This window comes from Nitrospira sp. T9, from assembly GCF_052156535.1.
GTDB lineage: Bacteria > Nitrospirota > Nitrospiria > Nitrospirales > UBA8639 > Nitrospira_E.
Window position 1 is genome coordinate 435,825 of sequence record NZ_JBQKUP010000038.1, and the last position, 14,591, is coordinate 450,415.

At 50.3% G+C, this 14,591-nt stretch carries 13 protein-coding genes; 5 read left to right on the forward strand and 8 right to left on the reverse strand.

What is annotated here, in order from left to right:
• Nucleotides 1-11: 11 nt before the first annotated feature.
• Nucleotides 12-1,031, reverse strand: a complete 1,020-nt coding sequence (locus tag ACTRXD_RS15870; RefSeq protein WP_442432752.1) for an SDR family oxidoreductase — start codon at nt 1,029-1,031, stop codon at nt 12-14.
• Nucleotides 1,032-1,124: 93 nt separating this feature from the next.
• Complete coding sequence (locus ACTRXD_RS15875) at nt 1,125-2,501, reverse strand: mechanosensitive ion channel domain-containing protein (RefSeq protein WP_442432753.1); 1,377 nt, start codon at nt 2,499-2,501, stop codon at nt 1,125-1,127.
• 678 nt (nt 2,502-3,179) lie between these two features.
• Here ACTRXD_RS15875 and ACTRXD_RS15880 point away from each other — a divergent pair.
• Entirely contained in the window at nt 3,180-4,301 is a 1,122-nt protein-coding gene (locus tag ACTRXD_RS15880; RefSeq protein WP_442432754.1) for an AI-2E family transporter, read from the forward strand.
• Nucleotides 4,302-4,313: 12 nt separating this feature from the next.
• Nucleotides 4,314-4,568 (forward strand): GlsB/YeaQ/YmgE family stress response membrane protein, encoded by a 255-nt coding sequence (locus tag ACTRXD_RS15885; RefSeq protein ID WP_442432755.1) that lies wholly within the window; start codon nt 4,314-4,316, stop codon nt 4,566-4,568.
• An 81-nt stretch (nt 4,569-4,649) separates the two neighbouring features.
• On the opposite strand, the gene ACTRXD_RS15890 is transcribed toward ACTRXD_RS15885, so the two are convergent.
• Together ACTRXD_RS15890 and ACTRXD_RS15895 are read right to left on the reverse strand one after the other, a co-directional pair.
• On the reverse strand, nt 4,650-5,306 hold the full coding sequence (locus tag ACTRXD_RS15890; protein WP_442432756.1) for an HAD family hydrolase: 657 nt from the start codon (nt 5,304-5,306) through the stop codon (nt 4,650-4,652).
• Between the two features lie 97 nt (nt 5,307-5,403).
• The gene (locus ACTRXD_RS15895) at nt 5,404-6,519 is read right to left on the reverse strand and encodes a DNA topoisomerase IB (RefSeq protein ID WP_442432757.1); all 1,116 of its coding nucleotides are present in this window, start codon (nt 6,517-6,519) and stop codon (nt 5,404-5,406) included.
• Between the two features lie 570 nt (nt 6,520-7,089).
• Here ACTRXD_RS15895 and ACTRXD_RS15900 point away from each other — a divergent pair.
• Nucleotides 7,090-7,638: a hypothetical protein gene (locus ACTRXD_RS15900; RefSeq protein ID WP_312745752.1), complete on the forward strand. Its 549-nt coding sequence runs from the start codon at nt 7,090-7,092 to the stop codon at nt 7,636-7,638.
• Between the two features lie 77 nt (nt 7,639-7,715).
• On the opposite strand, the gene ACTRXD_RS15905 is transcribed toward ACTRXD_RS15900, so the two are convergent.
• Entirely contained in the window at nt 7,716-8,123 is a 408-nt protein-coding gene (locus ACTRXD_RS15905; RefSeq protein WP_442432758.1) for a secondary thiamine-phosphate synthase enzyme YjbQ, read from the reverse strand.
• 208 nt (nt 8,124-8,331) lie between these two features.
• Here ACTRXD_RS15905 and ACTRXD_RS15910 point away from each other — a divergent pair, with 208 nt between their 5' ends.
• Both ACTRXD_RS15910 and ACTRXD_RS15915 read left to right on the forward strand, forming a co-directional pair.
• The gene (locus ACTRXD_RS15910) at nt 8,332-9,333 is read left to right on the forward strand and encodes a hypothetical protein (RefSeq protein ID WP_442432759.1); all 1,002 of its coding nucleotides are present in this window, start codon (nt 8,332-8,334) and stop codon (nt 9,331-9,333) included.
• Complete coding sequence (locus ACTRXD_RS15915; RefSeq protein WP_442432760.1) at nt 9,333-11,366, forward strand: CocE/NonD family hydrolase; 2,034 nt, start codon at nt 9,333-9,335, stop codon at nt 11,364-11,366. The genes ACTRXD_RS15910 and ACTRXD_RS15915 overlap by 1 nt, the downstream gene beginning before the upstream one ends.
• Here ACTRXD_RS15915 and ACTRXD_RS15920 read toward each other — a convergent pair.
• The 3 genes from ACTRXD_RS15920 to ACTRXD_RS15930 form a co-directional block, all read right to left on the reverse strand.
• Nucleotides 11,363-12,391, reverse strand: coding sequence for a D-alanine--D-alanine ligase family protein (locus ACTRXD_RS15920; protein WP_442432761.1), 1,029 nt, complete (start codon nt 12,389-12,391; stop codon nt 11,363-11,365). The two genes, ACTRXD_RS15915 and ACTRXD_RS15920, sit on opposite strands and share 4 nt — an antisense overlap.
• Nucleotides 12,392-12,616: 225 nt before the next feature.
• Complete coding sequence (locus tag ACTRXD_RS15925; RefSeq protein ID WP_442432762.1) at nt 12,617-13,582, reverse strand: hypothetical protein; 966 nt, start codon at nt 13,580-13,582, stop codon at nt 12,617-12,619.
• A 486-nt stretch (nt 13,583-14,068) separates the two neighbouring features.
• A complete protein-coding gene (locus tag ACTRXD_RS15930) occupies nt 14,069-14,314 on the reverse strand; it encodes a hypothetical protein (protein ID WP_442432763.1) in 246 nt (81 codons plus the stop codon).
• Between the last annotated feature and the right edge of the window lie 277 nt (nt 14,315-14,591).

Genomic DNA, 14,591 nt, shown 5'->3' on the forward strand with positions numbered 1-14,591 from the left:
CAATCATTCAGTCACGATCGATTTACCTGTGACTGCCTTAGGGCCCATCCCAGGGAAAGAAGACATCCGACCCCCACCCCCGCCACCGCCAACCACCTCCGATTCATGGAAGCCCAGAGCTGAAGACTGGATGACCTCGAACGATGATCGAATGGGCCGTGAGCTCCTCTGTCCTCCGCAACAGGTGTCAATAAATTATTGGGACGATGGGGATCAACAGGTACATTTGTTTGTTGTCCACTATAGGCCACGTCGGCAAGATAATGATCCAGTAGTCCCGGAATGAATTTTTCTCCGACAATGGTTTTGACCGTCGGCACCCCAACCCATAATTCACGCCGATCGTGATCCGCCGCCCAAACAATGGCCCTTGCCATCACCTCCGGCTGATATATCGGTGGAACCGGCTGAGGATGGTAGGGCATGCGACTTTTAATCCACCCAAATTGTGGGGTATTGACTCCCGGCAGGTGCACCATGGTGATGCGGACCTTGCTCTTATCATGTATCAGTTCCGATCGGAGCGATTCTGTAAATCCTTTTACCGCATGCTTTGCCCCGCAATAGGCCGATTGAAGCGGAATCGCACGATAAGACAGAGCGGAGCCGACTTGAAGAATGACCCCACGGTTCCTGGGCAGCATACGCCGGAGTGCCGTTAAGGTTCCATACACATATCCGAGATATGTGACGTTCGTCACACGCTGAAATTCTTCGACGGGCATGTCCTTTACCGGTGACAGCACTGAGACCATGGCGTTATTTATCCAAATGTCGATCGGGCCAAACGCCTTCTCTACTGAGACTGCGGCATTTTCCACCTGCTCGGGATCGGCCACGTCTGTCGGAACCACGATAGCCTGCCCCCCAAGCGTTTCAACCTCCTGACGAGCTCCTTCCAACCCCTCCTGACCACGAGCCAACAAACCCAGACGCGCACCCCGTTGAGCAAAAGCCCGCACGGTAGCCCGACCGATACCTGCAGAGGCCCCTGTGATGACCACAACTTCTGGTTGCCGATTGTTGTTCATATTTTTTCCTCTGGTGTTTCAAGCGCAATAAAAAAAAAGGGGACCACATAGTAATTGCTCCCGCCAGGTTGACGGGCAGCATGTCTTTTTAATCTATGAGTTCAGTAAATCCCTTTCCTTATTGTCTGCTCGATCCTTCGAAATTTGCTCAACAATATGATTATCTTTGGTGACATCGGCCTGAGCACCTGACTGTACAGCAGGTGCTGGACCAGCCCGTTTTTGATCGGTATGGTCAAAAACGGCCTGGTCATCAAGAGGGGAATACCCCTGCATCTTGAGACGATAGATGGGTTCGGGCATTTCATAATTGGCCAGATCAAAGGCCTCTTTCACCGCCCGAATCGCTTCACTTTTTACCTTTCCGAAGTCGTATTGATCCTGGGTCGTCCATGCGAACATTTTCAGGATCACATTCGAATCGCCTAATTTGTCTACCGCGCATCGGACCGGAGGATCAGCAATCACCCCGCAGGTTTGCTCTAGAGTTTTTATAGCCAATTGCAACGCCGCCTCGATATTGACAGCGGTATCGATACCGACCTCAAAGGAAAAACGCCGTTTTGGATTCCGGGAATAGTTGAGAATAATGCCTTTGTACACCGTCGCATTCGGTATGCGTACATGATTCCCATCCAGCGTCATGAGAATAGTCTCCCGCGATGTCAGTTTCATGACCAGGCCTTCATAATTTTCCAGGACAATTTGGTCCAGTGGCCGAAACGGTTGTCTGATGCTTAGCAGAATGCTGGCAATGTAGTTTTCCACCGTGTCCCGGAGGGCAAAACCTATGGCCAGACCCATGACTCCGGCTACACCAACAATAGTTCCCAAAAGAGCCGTGGCGTCCAGGATTTCGAGCATGACGACAAAGCCAATAAATATGACGGTCCCTCTGACGATTTGTTTGGCTAATGATTGTAAAAACGCATGTGGAGTAATCTTTTCATACAGGTTATCCCATTTGGTCATAAAGGATGCGAGGAACCAGAATAGAAGAAATACCGTGAAGCCGATGATCAGGAGTGGCAGATAGGAGATAAAATTATTGAGTTGGTCAATCATTTTTTCCTGCACGACGGTCAACCGTTCACGGACTTCCCGTTTCTGTGTGATTTCATCTGTCACGTTGACCACACCATCCACGCGTCCGGCAAGGTCAAGAGCCTGTTCGTGGGCTTCTTTGGTGGAAGTATGCCCCGTCAGACGTACCACCCCCGCCTTCACAGCGATGTCGACATTGGCAAGCTCCGGCAAATTCTGGAAAACCTCCGTAAGCCGTTGCGTGATAAGCCTGTCTTCAACCTTGTCCGCTCCCACCGCAATTTCCTGTGGTGTATCGGTGGGTCGTGAATCTGTGGGAACCTCCGGATTATCCACAGGCTCCTGGGACCACACTGGTTCAAACCGCGCACTCCATGCGCCAATGATGAGGAATACGATAATTACTGAATTAAATCTGAAGTGCATAACATTACATCCTGTCTTTATTTTCATCATTGACTGCTTCGAGGGACCGACCAACAGAGTGGACCTCTCCGGAAAAGCACAATCACCGTCTCAGGCGATACCCGAATGTATCCAGCGACTAAAAAAAGCCGTGCTCCTCTTGGGATAGAAATTTGCCATTGCGGCAGAGGAGGACCCAACCACACCTTCATTCTGTGATGCATTAAGCGCCTGGAGAAAGGAAACAAACATGAAGTTCAGAATAATTTGAGAATAATCGCCAATTTGCGAAATGATGAATGATTCAGGGCTTGTTGAGATCGTTTTTCATACTTCAATAATCGCGAGAGATGTTTCAACAGACAAATTCAGGTCCTACCTTCTAAAAACATCCGTCAAAACCGCTATGTTTTCTATGAGTCTACGAGTAGGGATGTGGATACTTGAGAAGTTGAGCTTAGTGATTTGTCTATAATAAATTCACGGGCGGGTTCTTATCATGAATAGGAGTGAGATTTGCCTGACTACACTTCAACCTGAGAAGTTTTCAAAAATTCGAATACTAAACAGACGGTAAGTGTTACACTACAGAGGTAAAACATGCAGGTACTCCTCATTATGATCATTGTTTCCTCCTCCTCGACCAAACGGACGAATTCAGGTGTGTCGATACCCTCACCCTTTGCGGCATCACCATAAATGTCTCCACAAGTTCTTTCAGCGGCCTTCCTTCTGTTGTGTTCCCTCCTGCTGTACGTGCTGGCCCTAATTTTTGCCCCCTTCATGACACCCATTTTGTGGGCCATGATTTTGGTTCGTCTCTTCTATCCTCTCTATCAGTGGCTGACCCGTAAGCTGGGAGACAGGACCACGGCCTCGGCGGCTCTCAGCACACTGAGTGTCATGTTGGTGGCCGTGTTGCCAATAGCGTATATTCTCTTTTTAGTCATTACAGAGACCATCAATGCATATCAGCTCGCGATGACGTGGGTGCAGGAAGGAGGTTTGAGTAGGCTTCCTGATCTTGCTGCAAAACTGCCTCTCATCGGCAATCTCTCCCAAGAATTGTTGGGGCGATTTATCGTGGCCTATGGGGATCTCCAAGTATCTCTGGTTGAAGGAGGGAAGGCGGTGAGCGGGGTCCTCCTGTCCAGCGTCGGAGGATTGGCCAAAAACGCCATTGATCTCCTGATGGATTTATTTGTGATTCTGTTTACTCTCTTCTTTCTCTTTCGCGACGGCCATCATCTCTATCAGGCATTTTACGAAGCCCTCCCTATCGAGGAAAGCTATAAGGCGGCAATCATGGAACGCCTGGACCATGTGATGGTGGCTGTCGTTCAGGGTACCATGCTCACTGCTTTGGCACAGGGGTTCGCGGCTGGTCTCACCTATGGGGCGCTGGGCGTCCCGTTTGCCGTCTTTCTGGGAGCTCTGAGCGCACTCTTTTCTCTTCTGCCGTTCGGAGGCACGGCATTCGTCTGGGGTCCGGTCGCCATATATCTTTTTTTGACCGCGCCTGTATGGAAGGGGATCGTCATGATCGGCATTGGAATCGGATTGGTCGGGCTCATGGATAATATTCTGCAACCTCTTCTGGTCGGATCGAAAGCGGACTTGCCGGTCCTGTTTCTCTTCTTCGCCTCGTTGGGGGGACTCGCCTACTTCGGCTTCATCGGATTGTTTCTGGGTCCCATTCTGCTTGGGATCGCGCTGGCGGTTTTCCAAATTTATCGTGAAAATTATCAGGAACAGGTCGGTCTTTTGGTTAAAGCAGAATCGGGACACCCAAAAGAACCGGTAGACCCAATCATTAAATAGGAGGGTTAAAGTATGGGTGTCATCGGTTGGATCGTCTTTGGGTTAATTGTGGGAGTAGTTGGAAAACTCTTAATGCCCGGCAAAGATCCTGGAGGGTTTCTCGCCACTGTCGCTATCGGTATCATTGGGGCGCTCTTCGGTGGGATGCTCGGGCGAATGGTCGGCATGTATGGGCAGGACGATCCCGTCGGGTTTGTGATGGCCGTTATCGGGGCCATCCTGTTTCTCTGGCTTTATCGGGTGATTACCCGACGTGGGGACAGGTGACGTCAGCGATGTTCCCCCGATCGTCGGGAACAGTTTTTTTCCCTTACTGACTCGTGATGTTTCCAGAAAACCCCCAACTTCCTATCTCGCCTCAAATGTAGTGGGAAACCCGGATGCCAGAAGCTCTGCACAATCCTGGTATACAGCCACCGCTCCAGCCGCATGGAGTTCCTCTCGACTAAAGGCTCCTCCTGTTCTGACCGCAATCGTCTGAAGCCCGCAACCTTGAGCGGATTGAATGTCCCAAATCGTGTCCCCGACCACAATGCTCTCCTTCGGGGAACATCCAGCCCGCTCCAGAGTTAGTTGAAAAATATCCGGTGCGGGTTTCGCACTGTCTACATCCGCCGACGACACCAGCCCGGCCAGCTTATCCTTCGCCTCAAGTGCTTGAACATGATGTTCCAATTCTTCAGACTTCGCGCTCGTCGCCAGCCAGATGCCGATGTCTTGCGATGAGAGGGTCGCAAGGATTTCTTTTGCTCCAGGCAAAGGATAGGTATGATCTTTCAACTCGTCAAAAAATTGGCTGTGTAATTCATTAGCCCGTCCGTGGAAGGCCTCATCCGGAAGAAGCGCACCCAGCATCAAGTCCGACCCCTTACCAATCTGACGATGGATTGCGGCACGCGGAACGGGATGCTTGACTACCGAAAAAGCACGGGCCCATGCCTCTACATGTAAATAATTCGTATCCATAAGCGTGCCATCAACATCAAAAATTACCACTCGTATCATTTAAACTTTCTCCTGATCATTAAAAAATTTGATCTGTCGGAGCCCCGGGAGTTTTTGTTCGAGAATGGACACATAAGGACAACCAGTCGGCTATGCATTACCCCTTTCCGTTCATGAATGCGTTCTTGGTTGCACGTTTTTCAGACTTTAATTGCTGTTGAAGCAACGTCAAAACAGCCGCTTCCTCCGCAGGTAAACCGCGAAACGATCGAGAAAGCTCCCGATTCACCCGTTTGCGAAGTGTTTGGAGGAGAGTGCCTTCCATATACGCGTTCAGCACATGAGGGTGGACATAACATTTCTGACAGACCGCTTTCGTATTACCTAGTCGTTTGGCCACAGACTCGATGGCCCGTACCACATTTCGTTTTGCCTGAGCTTGAGAGTCAAACGATTGAAACTCCTGAAGCGCTCTGGCCGCCAGGACTGTCCCTGCCCACGTGCGAAAATCTTTGGCGGTAAAATCCTGTCCGGTAATCTCCCTGAGATACGCGTTCACATCGGTTGATTCGATGGATTGTTTGGCACCATTTTCATCGAGATATTGAAAGAGTTCATAGCCGGGGAGCTCTTGCGATTGCCGGACAATTTTCGCTAACCGCGGATCGGTAAGATCGACGGCATGATCGATACCACTTTTCCCTTTAAAGTGAAATGTGAGGGTGGAGCCCTTCACATTGACATGCCGGTCCCTCATGGTCGTTAACCCGAAGGACTCATTGTCACGCGCATAGGCTTCATTCCCGACTCGAATCAAAGAAGTTTCAAGAAGCCGGACGACCGTCGCCAGAATTTTGGTTCGCGGTAAACCTTTTTGAGAAAGATCCCGCTTGACGATCCTCCGAATTCGGGGCAAGGCTTGAGCAAAAGCCGTCAAATGTTCATATTTAACTTCATCCCGGATTCTCCGCCACTGCGGATGATATCGATATTGCTTACGGCCTCTCGCATCCCTTCCCGTCGCCTGAAGGTGTCCGTCCGGGTGCAAACAAATCCACACATCCTGCCAGGCAGGCGGAATGGCCAAAGCCTTAATGCGCCCTAGTACGTCAGGATTACGGACTTGTTTGCCGTTATGTGCGACATAACGAAATCCTTTTCCTGCTCGTTTTCGGACCAACCCCTGGCACCCGTCCGTGACATAGCGGAGTCCGGCAGCTTTCGCCGAAAAAGTCGGATTATCTACGGGTGCAGGTGATGCCTTAGCGGTCACACGATTTTCAGCCTTCTATGCCCAATTAATCCTGAAGTGTAATGCGTTAAGCCTAAACGCCCCGGACACGTTGCCCGGCATTTACATTATAAAATGACGTTCTCAATGGATTGAAATGGATACTTTTCTATTTCCATTAGCAAATTCGTCTGTTCCCATGCCATCTCTAGCCTTCATACTTAACCATTTCCAGACCTGAGAAAAATTTTCTTCAATTGGGAGAGAATCTAAGAGGCTCTTCCCAAGAACAAGTAAATCCGAACCATTGCAACATGAAATATCACTCAACCCTTTTTTCTCCTTCTCGAACAACCCGTGAATGGGGTTCTCTGCGATGGGAGCGTCATCTTGAACAAAGGGATGATCTGCACCCGGGTGGAATGACCAAAAGCGGGTTCCTCCTCAATTGCGAGAATACGATCAGTTGTGGACCTGGAAGGATGGGTAGGAAGTGAGGCATCCGACCGTTCCCGGCAGAGTCTTGCAAAAAGCCCCGTAAAGTTCTAATTTAAGAAGGCTCGGGAGGAAAACCCTCCGGGACAACTCTTCTCCGCGTAAAAAAAGGACTGCATGAGAGACAATGCTGTGATCTGGCTTCTCCTCGGAGCGCTGCTTGGGGGCGTCATCAATGCAGCCGTCAGGCGATACGCCACCTTCAAAGAAGGCAAAGGCATCGCCCTAGCCATACAGGGAGAGATCGCCGCCATCATCGAAATTGTCCTAAAACGACGGTACCTGCAACACCTTGAAAAAATCATTCAGAAACTTTCCGACCCGGCCCATCAGCTGACCGCCAACGATATATTTTCACCAAGAATTTCCGAAAATTATTTCCCGGTGTTTAATAGCTTAGCGAATAAAATCGGTTTGCTGACAGATCGGAGTGCTGCCGTTGCAGATTTTTACACCAAAGCAAAATCCGTTATTGAGGATATCCATGCCCTTGAGGAGATGAAGGACAACATCACGACAGGCTCAAAGGACATTGACAGGCCTGCCTTGTTGGAATTGACCACGGAACTTCGTGATCTGCTTCATGATGCAATGCGTATTGGAATTCAAGCGGTGGAGGACTTGAAAAACTTCCAGGACAGATCCTGGATGTTAGGAATCCGGTAACAAATGACTGTGCCCTGGCCCACTGTGCTCACGCATGAAGGCCATTTCACATTCCCCTCAACCTGGAATTCTCAATGTCATTGGCTTCCCCCTGTAGGAGCTAAGCCCACCACGAGCTGGCGTTCCCGCGGGCCATCGAGTTCTACCAATAACACCGATTGCCAGGTACCTACACGCAACTCACCATCCATCACGGGCAAAGTCAGGGACGCTCCGATCAGGGAGGCCGCCATATGAGACCACGCATGGGAGGGATCATGGGCATGACGGAATCTAATCTGAGGGATGATTTTTTCTGCGACGTCGAGAAAGTCTTTTTCCGTGCCTTCTCCGATTTCTCCGGTTGTCAGAGCCGCAGTGGTATGAGGGAGAAAAATGTGGCACAAGCCATTTTGCAAATCCTTCTCCTTAATGATGCGATTCAGTTTCGGGGTGAGATCCACAATCTCCTTAAGTGTAGTTGTTTTCACCTGGAAGGTTTCCATCCGCGTCTCCTTTCAAGAAGATTCATTCGGACCATTGAATGATTCAGGCACCCTGTTCACAGAGTGTATCCAGAGTCGTCTACTTTCAATAGAAGCAAAACCTGCCAAAAATTTCTACTGACAAAAATCGCATTGCATGACCGCACCTATATACATATGATATGACTTCAGCTCAAGTGGTTCATGACATTGGAGGAACGAAGCGAACATGCCGATTTGTGAAGCCGACCCCTGGCGCATGCAGTATTTCGAGGGCATTCCATGCCCGCCGGAAGTCAACATCCCTACCGAGGACGGCGATGCCTGGGCGTGGTACCCACAATACAAGTGGATCTATAACAAACTGACGATTGCCGAGAGCCAGAACCTGCCGTGTGCTCCGCACGGGCTGGATCCATCCTTCTTTCCCGTGTTTTCAAAACCGATCTACAACATGCGAGGCATGGGTGCGGGAAGCCGTGTCTTACGCTCGTTAAAAGAATACAAACATTTGGAACGACCGGGACACATGTGGATGCCGTTACTCCAGGGGGATCACGTGTCCAGCGACGTCGCCGTGGTGAAGGGCGAACCCCACTGGTGGCGACATGCCACCGGCAAACCGCTGGAAGGAGGAATGTTCGATTATTGGACGGTGTTGGCAACGCCATTTCCAACCATCGAAGCCTACTGCGGCGACTGGCTGCACCGGCATCTTGCAGGATACACCGGCATGATCAACTTTGAGACGATCGGCGGCACAATCATCGAAGTCCATTTACGATTCGCAGACCAATGGCCGGATTTGTACGGGACCGGTTGGATTGAATCGCTCGTACGGCTGTATGCCAAAGAACAATGGCATTTCGATGATTCCCAACGACAGGAAGGGTACAGTGTCGTCTTGTTTGGCGCCCATGGCGTCCATTATCAACATCCACCCAAAGACGTGATCGCCCAATTGCGCCAAACTCCAAACGTCTCCAGCATTCAGATCACGTTCCATGAAGAGAAACCTCCGAAGGACCACTCCATGCCTCCAGGCGGATTTCGTCTGGCTATCGTCAACTGCTGGGATCTTGAAACGGGATTCGAAGTCAGAAAAAAGCTGGCGCTGAGTTTTTGGTCCACCCATCAGTTTCAACCCAATCGCCCCCCGCTCCCAAAAATATCCGCGACTCGGTTGCGGAACGGCATTAAACAGACTGTCGAAAAACTCAGAGATTGTTGATGCTCATCGATTACACCATCCTCGACCGCATTACCGAAATCGAGAACACCTGGATCACGATGTCGGACGGATGCCGGATCGCCGCACGCATCTGGTTGCCGAAGTCAGCCGATACGGAACCGGTTCCGGCCATTTTTGAATACCTCCCCTATCGCAAACGGGACTTTATGCGATCACGGGACGAGCCGATCCATCGGTATTTTGCAGCGCATGGCTATGCCAGTATCAGGGTGGATATTCGAGGCTCGGGTGACTCTGAAGGGATCCTGCATGATGAATACTCCCATCAGGAGCATGACGACGCCTTGGAAGTCATCGCTTGGATCGCTAAACAATCCTGGTGTTCGGGCGCGATCGGGATGATGGGGATATCGTGGGGCGGATTTAATGCGCTCCAGGTCGCCGCCAGAAATCCGTCGAATTTGAAAGCCATCATTACCTTGTGTTCAACGGATGACCGGTACGCTGATGACGCGCATTATATGGGGGGCTGCCTCCTGAACGAAAATATGCAATGGGGTTCCATGCTGACCCTGTACTCGGCATTGCCGCCCGATCCGGAAATAGTCGGCGACCAATGGTGGGAGATGTGGCAGCAACGGTTAAACAATCTCGAACCGTTTCCCGTGGTCTGGATGCGACACCAAGCGCGGGACAATTATTGGAAACACGGGTCGGTGTGCGAAAACTATGACGCCATTCGCTGCCCGGTCTATGCCATCGGAGGCTGGGCCGATGGCTATACCAATGCCATCCCTCGATTGATGAGCCATCTCTCCTGTCCGAAAAAATCGCTCATCGGTCCCTGGGCCCATGTCTTTCCGCAGGACGGCGTCCCCGGCCCGGCCATCGGCTTTCTGCAGGAAGCCGTCCGGTGGTGGGACCACTGGCTGAAAGGGAAGAAGACAGGAATCATGGATGAACCCGCTTTTCGGGTATGGATGCAAGAGAGTCAGACGCCGCAACCCCAATACGCCGTATGGCCCGGCAGATGGGTGGCGGAAGAGACCTGGCCGAGCCCTCGCATCAGCGAACAACGGTGGTTTCTAGAACCGGGACATCTCTCCCCTATTCCTGAGAAATCCACGGAGTTGTCGTTTTGCTCACCCCAGACAACCGGGGTCCGGTCCGGAGAATGGTGCGGATTCGGCGCGGATGGAGAAATGCCGCGGGATCAACGACCCGACGATGGTGGTTCGCTCGTCTTCGATAGTGATCCCCTCACCGAACGACTTGAGGTCTTAGGCGCACCGGTCGTGGAACTGGATCTGTGCGTCAATCAACCGGTGGCGATGATCGCTGTCCGCCTCGGAGAAGTCGCACCCGACGGGTCCGTTCTGCGTGTCACGTACGGGCTGTTGAATCTCACACATCGCGAAAGTCATGAAACACCACAACCCCTGGAGCCGGGCAAATGGTATCAGGTACGTGTGCAACTCAACGACTTCGCCCATGCGTTCCCTCCAGGCTCCCGGATCAGGCTCGCTCTGTCCACCAGTTACTGGCCGATTGCCTGGCCCCCACCCGTTCCTGTGACAATGACCATCCGGACCGGGATGAGCAATGTGACTCTACCCGTGCGACCTCCCCGCCAGGAAGACGAAGCCCTACGGCCGTTCGGGCCACCCGAAGCCGCACCCGGCACCCCGCATAAAAAACTCCGGCAACTCAGCATGCGGCGAACCATTGAAATCGATCTCGCCAGCAACGAAATGGTCTACACGTTACGGAGTGACGGGGGAGAATTTGACGGCGCATCTCACGCCAGGATTGAAGAGATCGATCTCGATGTGGGGTACACCCTCTTGAAACGGTATCGGATTCTTGAAAAGGATGCGCTGTCGGCTCAGACGGAATTAACACAGACCGCCCACTTGAAACGGCGGGACTGGTCGATTTGGCTGGAGTGTCGGACACGGCTCACCGCCACGACTGAAACCTTTCAGTTTGCGGGAGAATTGGAAGCCTACCACGGCGATACACTCATCAAACGACATGACTGGGCACTGGCGATTCCACGGTCGCTTCTCTAACTGGTTGCGACAGTCATCCGGTTGATGGCCGCCTGAAGAATCTTGTGTAACATTTCTCCATATTTTATTCCCGCAAAACCGGCCATAAAGGCCAGCTTTCCGTCGTAAGCCCAGGCCGGATTTGGATTGACCTCCATCAGCTTCGGCATACCATCCGACCCGACGCGAAAATCAAACCGTGCATAGTCGCGCAGCCCGAACCTCCTAAACAAGATCCGCACCCAGTCTTTCATCTGTTCCTCAAGACCCGGATCGAGGACAGCCTGTTTAAATTTGATGTCTGTCCAGTAGGGCGAGTCGGGGTAAGCCTTCGATTCAAAGGACAAAATCGGATCAAGTCCAGCGGGAAGACGCGAGAAATCAACTTCAAGAGGGGGCAGGATACAGAAATTAGTTTCCAGATTGCCGATGACGCCGAAGCCGTATTCCGGGCCAGGAAGATATTCCTGCATCAGCGCATCACGTCCGGGAAGTGTCGAGCGCAACCAGTCCAGATACGTCCGCGCTTTCTCCGGCGACCGGACAACCGCATCCTTCGTAATACCCACACTCCCATCAGCCGCATTGGGTTTAATCAGCGCAGGATAAAAATCCGGCAAGGCTTCGAGCGAGTCTCTAGAGTCAATGAAGTACTCCCGCGGAACCGGGACGCCATGCGACTGGGCCACGAGCCGGACAATCGCTTTATCAAAACAGATAACCATGGCCGACGGCGGCGCACCGGTATACGGAATCCCCAGCATCTCCAGATACGCGGGGATGTTGAGTTCCTGAGCGGGTACATTGCGAAACCCCGTATCGCAAAAATTGACGACTAAATCCGGACGGTCTTGCTGAAGCTGCTCAAACAGACGGGCATGGTCGTCATAAAACAGAAACGTATAGTCTGAAAGCTCCTGAAAGGCGGCCTTCATCGCATTGTGCGTCGCCGCATCCTCTTCATTATATTGCGCATTGCGCTTCGTCGGATCGGCCAACCGGGGATCTCCGGTGATCACACCGATTCGGCGGATTTTCTTCGCCATGCAGTACGATCTCCTATGCTTTGGTTACGAGGAGGACCTGGAAGAGACCAGAGCAAACTCTTCGTCAAACAAAAAAAATGATTCAATTTAGGGATCTGAAAAAATGGAAGAGGAATTGCCAGAAAAGTTTTGGTGACCATTTTTTAATTTCAGGTTGCCCCCACCAAGACTGCCGATCTTTTTCAATCTATACATATTGTTCAAGCTCTGTTAAATACATCTGGCTTATTCGTTTACGACTAAATCCCACCTTATCTTGCTCATATCGATCGTCAAGGGTCTAACATCTTCCTTTTGGGGATTACCATCAAATGCCACAAACCTGAACTCCTTTTCATAAGCGAAGTCATCCGTCTTGAGAAATTGGATAGATTTATTTGTTTTCAACTCCCTATATGGGTCCACGTAATCTACAGAACCAAACAATATCCTTGAATCTTCATATTGTTCCCGATAAGCGCTTTGCACCTCCTGCACAAACCTATCTCCGTCTCTGAAAATGAAACAGGCATCAGCATCGAACAGGTGGAACAATTTTAAATCAAACGCTACAGAGAAACAGGAGACATAATAATCGCCACATGCATTTCGATCAAACACACCATTTCGAACTGGTGCCTCCGACCCTTCGGCAAATGTTACTCTCAGGTTCAGAAGTTGGTGTTGGATATTCAGTTCATCATCGCGTATCGCAACATTATACCCACTTCTTTTATATGACGAAGCAAGTGTAAACCGAATCCGTCCATGACGAAGGTCATCAACAAATTTCAATTTTGTGAACTTAAACAAACACTTCTCACCTGCAAGAGCTCTCGACTTTTCGAACAAATCGACATTGTTTGCAATACCCTTATAATCATCAAAACGGCGCACAGATTTTTCCAAATGTGGCATGGCATTGATGCCACGCAAAGAAAGTTCAGTCAAAAGGTCAATAAATGCAACCTCTTGCTTCCCACTCTTTATAAGTAATACCGGATTTCTCGTTAAGGAGAATATCAGCAGATTCGTCACCAGACCATCCAGTCGTTTTAAAAGCGAACTCTCTGTAACCTGGGAAAGGTATCTCTGGCTCTCATACTGCTCCCGAAGGAACAAATACATCTCCTCATCCGTACACACCAAAGTCATTTCCGCAAAGTTCAAATACAACAATGGCATTACAGGTCCTTCTCGCATAAAACTCATGAATGAATCCTTAACTAGATGCAGTTCTCAACTGGTTGCCCGAAAAATCGACAAAAACAGACCTGGTCACATTTTTCCCTTAACCCTTTAACACCAAACTCTCAACAATAAACTTGATCCCGGGCCTCGATCGTTTTTTTTTGTCTTTAGGACATTGTTGGACAGGGCTTCTATGCTAGGCGCTTGTAGGCCAAAAGATGATACAAGTGCTGGTAAACGGAGTTCTCCCTAGCCAGTGACGTGTAGCTCCTAAGCATCGGGTAGGTTATGTTGTAAGGCAATTCGACCCACCGCTTCTTCCACGAAGGCTCAAGGGTCTCAGCAATTAAAACACTCCAGATTCATCAGTTCCTTCGATTTGCCACTTCTCCTTCTTGAACGTCGGGATCCTTTCGGAAAGATATTTGTATAAACTGTCCTCCGCCAAGTCGTGTCGCTTGGTCCTCCAGAGAGCCAAGTCTCCCAAAATCTAAACGACTCTTAGCTTCAACCAATATCCAAGGTGTCTGCGTGACTATCACAGCGTCCACTCGGCCGGAATCGCTTGAATTCGAAATAAACGGCAGATGACTTTGAAAATTGCTTGACTGCCTTGGCGAAGTGGTAGACCGAGTTGATTTCATGAGTCGTCGCAGAGTGGTGGTACAGGTGAGGAATGGCCGTGGGGGTCATAATCTTGACAATGCCAGACACCATTTCCTCAAAGGCATCCCTTATAAGTTGAGCAGTCATCACGGTTTGACCTTTTTCAAATTGTCAATTCACGATTGAGGCCATACCGTCAAACAATAATTAAAAGATTCCATATATGGGTGGGGTATTCGGTTTGTGAAAAAGATCAAGAAATATTTGGTAAAGTTTTATTGAACATTTTTCATAAAATTTTGCTCTTGGATACCCCCCAGCTTGCTGGGGGGAGGAAAAGAGCAAGCCCGCGAAGCGGGCTGAGTTTGGTATTCTTCCATGCATGAGTCTCAAACGAACCAGAGGCGCTGTTTACGATCTCAAG

What these genes read in the sequence shown, in the direction of transcription:
- ACTRXD_RS15900 (WP_312745752.1), top strand. Translation starts at nt 7,090, where the DNA reads ATGAGAGACAATGCTGTGATCTGGCTTCTCCTCGGAGCGCTGCTTGGG.
- ACTRXD_RS15880 (WP_442432754.1), top strand. Translation starts at nt 3,180, where the DNA reads ATGTCTCCACAAGTTCTTTCAGCGGCCTTCCTTCTGTTGTGTTCCCTC.
- ACTRXD_RS15885 (WP_442432755.1), top strand. Translation starts at nt 4,314, where the DNA reads ATGGGTGTCATCGGTTGGATCGTCTTTGGGTTAATTGTGGGAGTAGTT.
- ACTRXD_RS15910 (WP_442432759.1), top strand. Translation starts at nt 8,332, where the DNA reads ATGCCGATTTGTGAAGCCGACCCCTGGCGCATGCAGTATTTCGAGGGC.
- ACTRXD_RS15915 (WP_442432760.1), top strand. Translation starts at nt 9,333, where the DNA reads ATGCTCATCGATTACACCATCCTCGACCGCATTACCGAAATCGAGAAC.
- ACTRXD_RS15870 (WP_442432752.1), bottom strand. Translation starts at nt 1,031, where the DNA reads ATGAACAACAATCGGCAACCAGAAGTTGTGGTCATCACAGGGGCCTCT.
- ACTRXD_RS15920 (WP_442432761.1), bottom strand. Translation starts at nt 12,391, where the DNA reads ATGGCGAAGAAAATCCGCCGAATCGGTGTGATCACCGGAGATCCCCGG.
- ACTRXD_RS15905 (WP_442432758.1), bottom strand. Translation starts at nt 8,123, where the DNA reads ATGGAAACCTTCCAGGTGAAAACAACTACACTTAAGGAGATTGTGGAT.
- ACTRXD_RS15875 (WP_442432753.1), bottom strand. Translation starts at nt 2,501, where the DNA reads ATGCACTTCAGATTTAATTCAGTAATTATCGTATTCCTCATCATTGGC.
- ACTRXD_RS15930 (WP_442432763.1), bottom strand. Translation starts at nt 14,314, where the DNA reads ATGACTGCTCAACTTATAAGGGATGCCTTTGAGGAAATGGTGTCTGGC.
- ACTRXD_RS15925 (WP_442432762.1), bottom strand. Translation starts at nt 13,582, where the DNA reads ATGAGTTTTATGCGAGAAGGACCTGTAATGCCATTGTTGTATTTGAAC.
- ACTRXD_RS15890 (WP_442432756.1), bottom strand. Translation starts at nt 5,306, where the DNA reads ATGATACGAGTGGTAATTTTTGATGTTGATGGCACGCTTATGGATACG.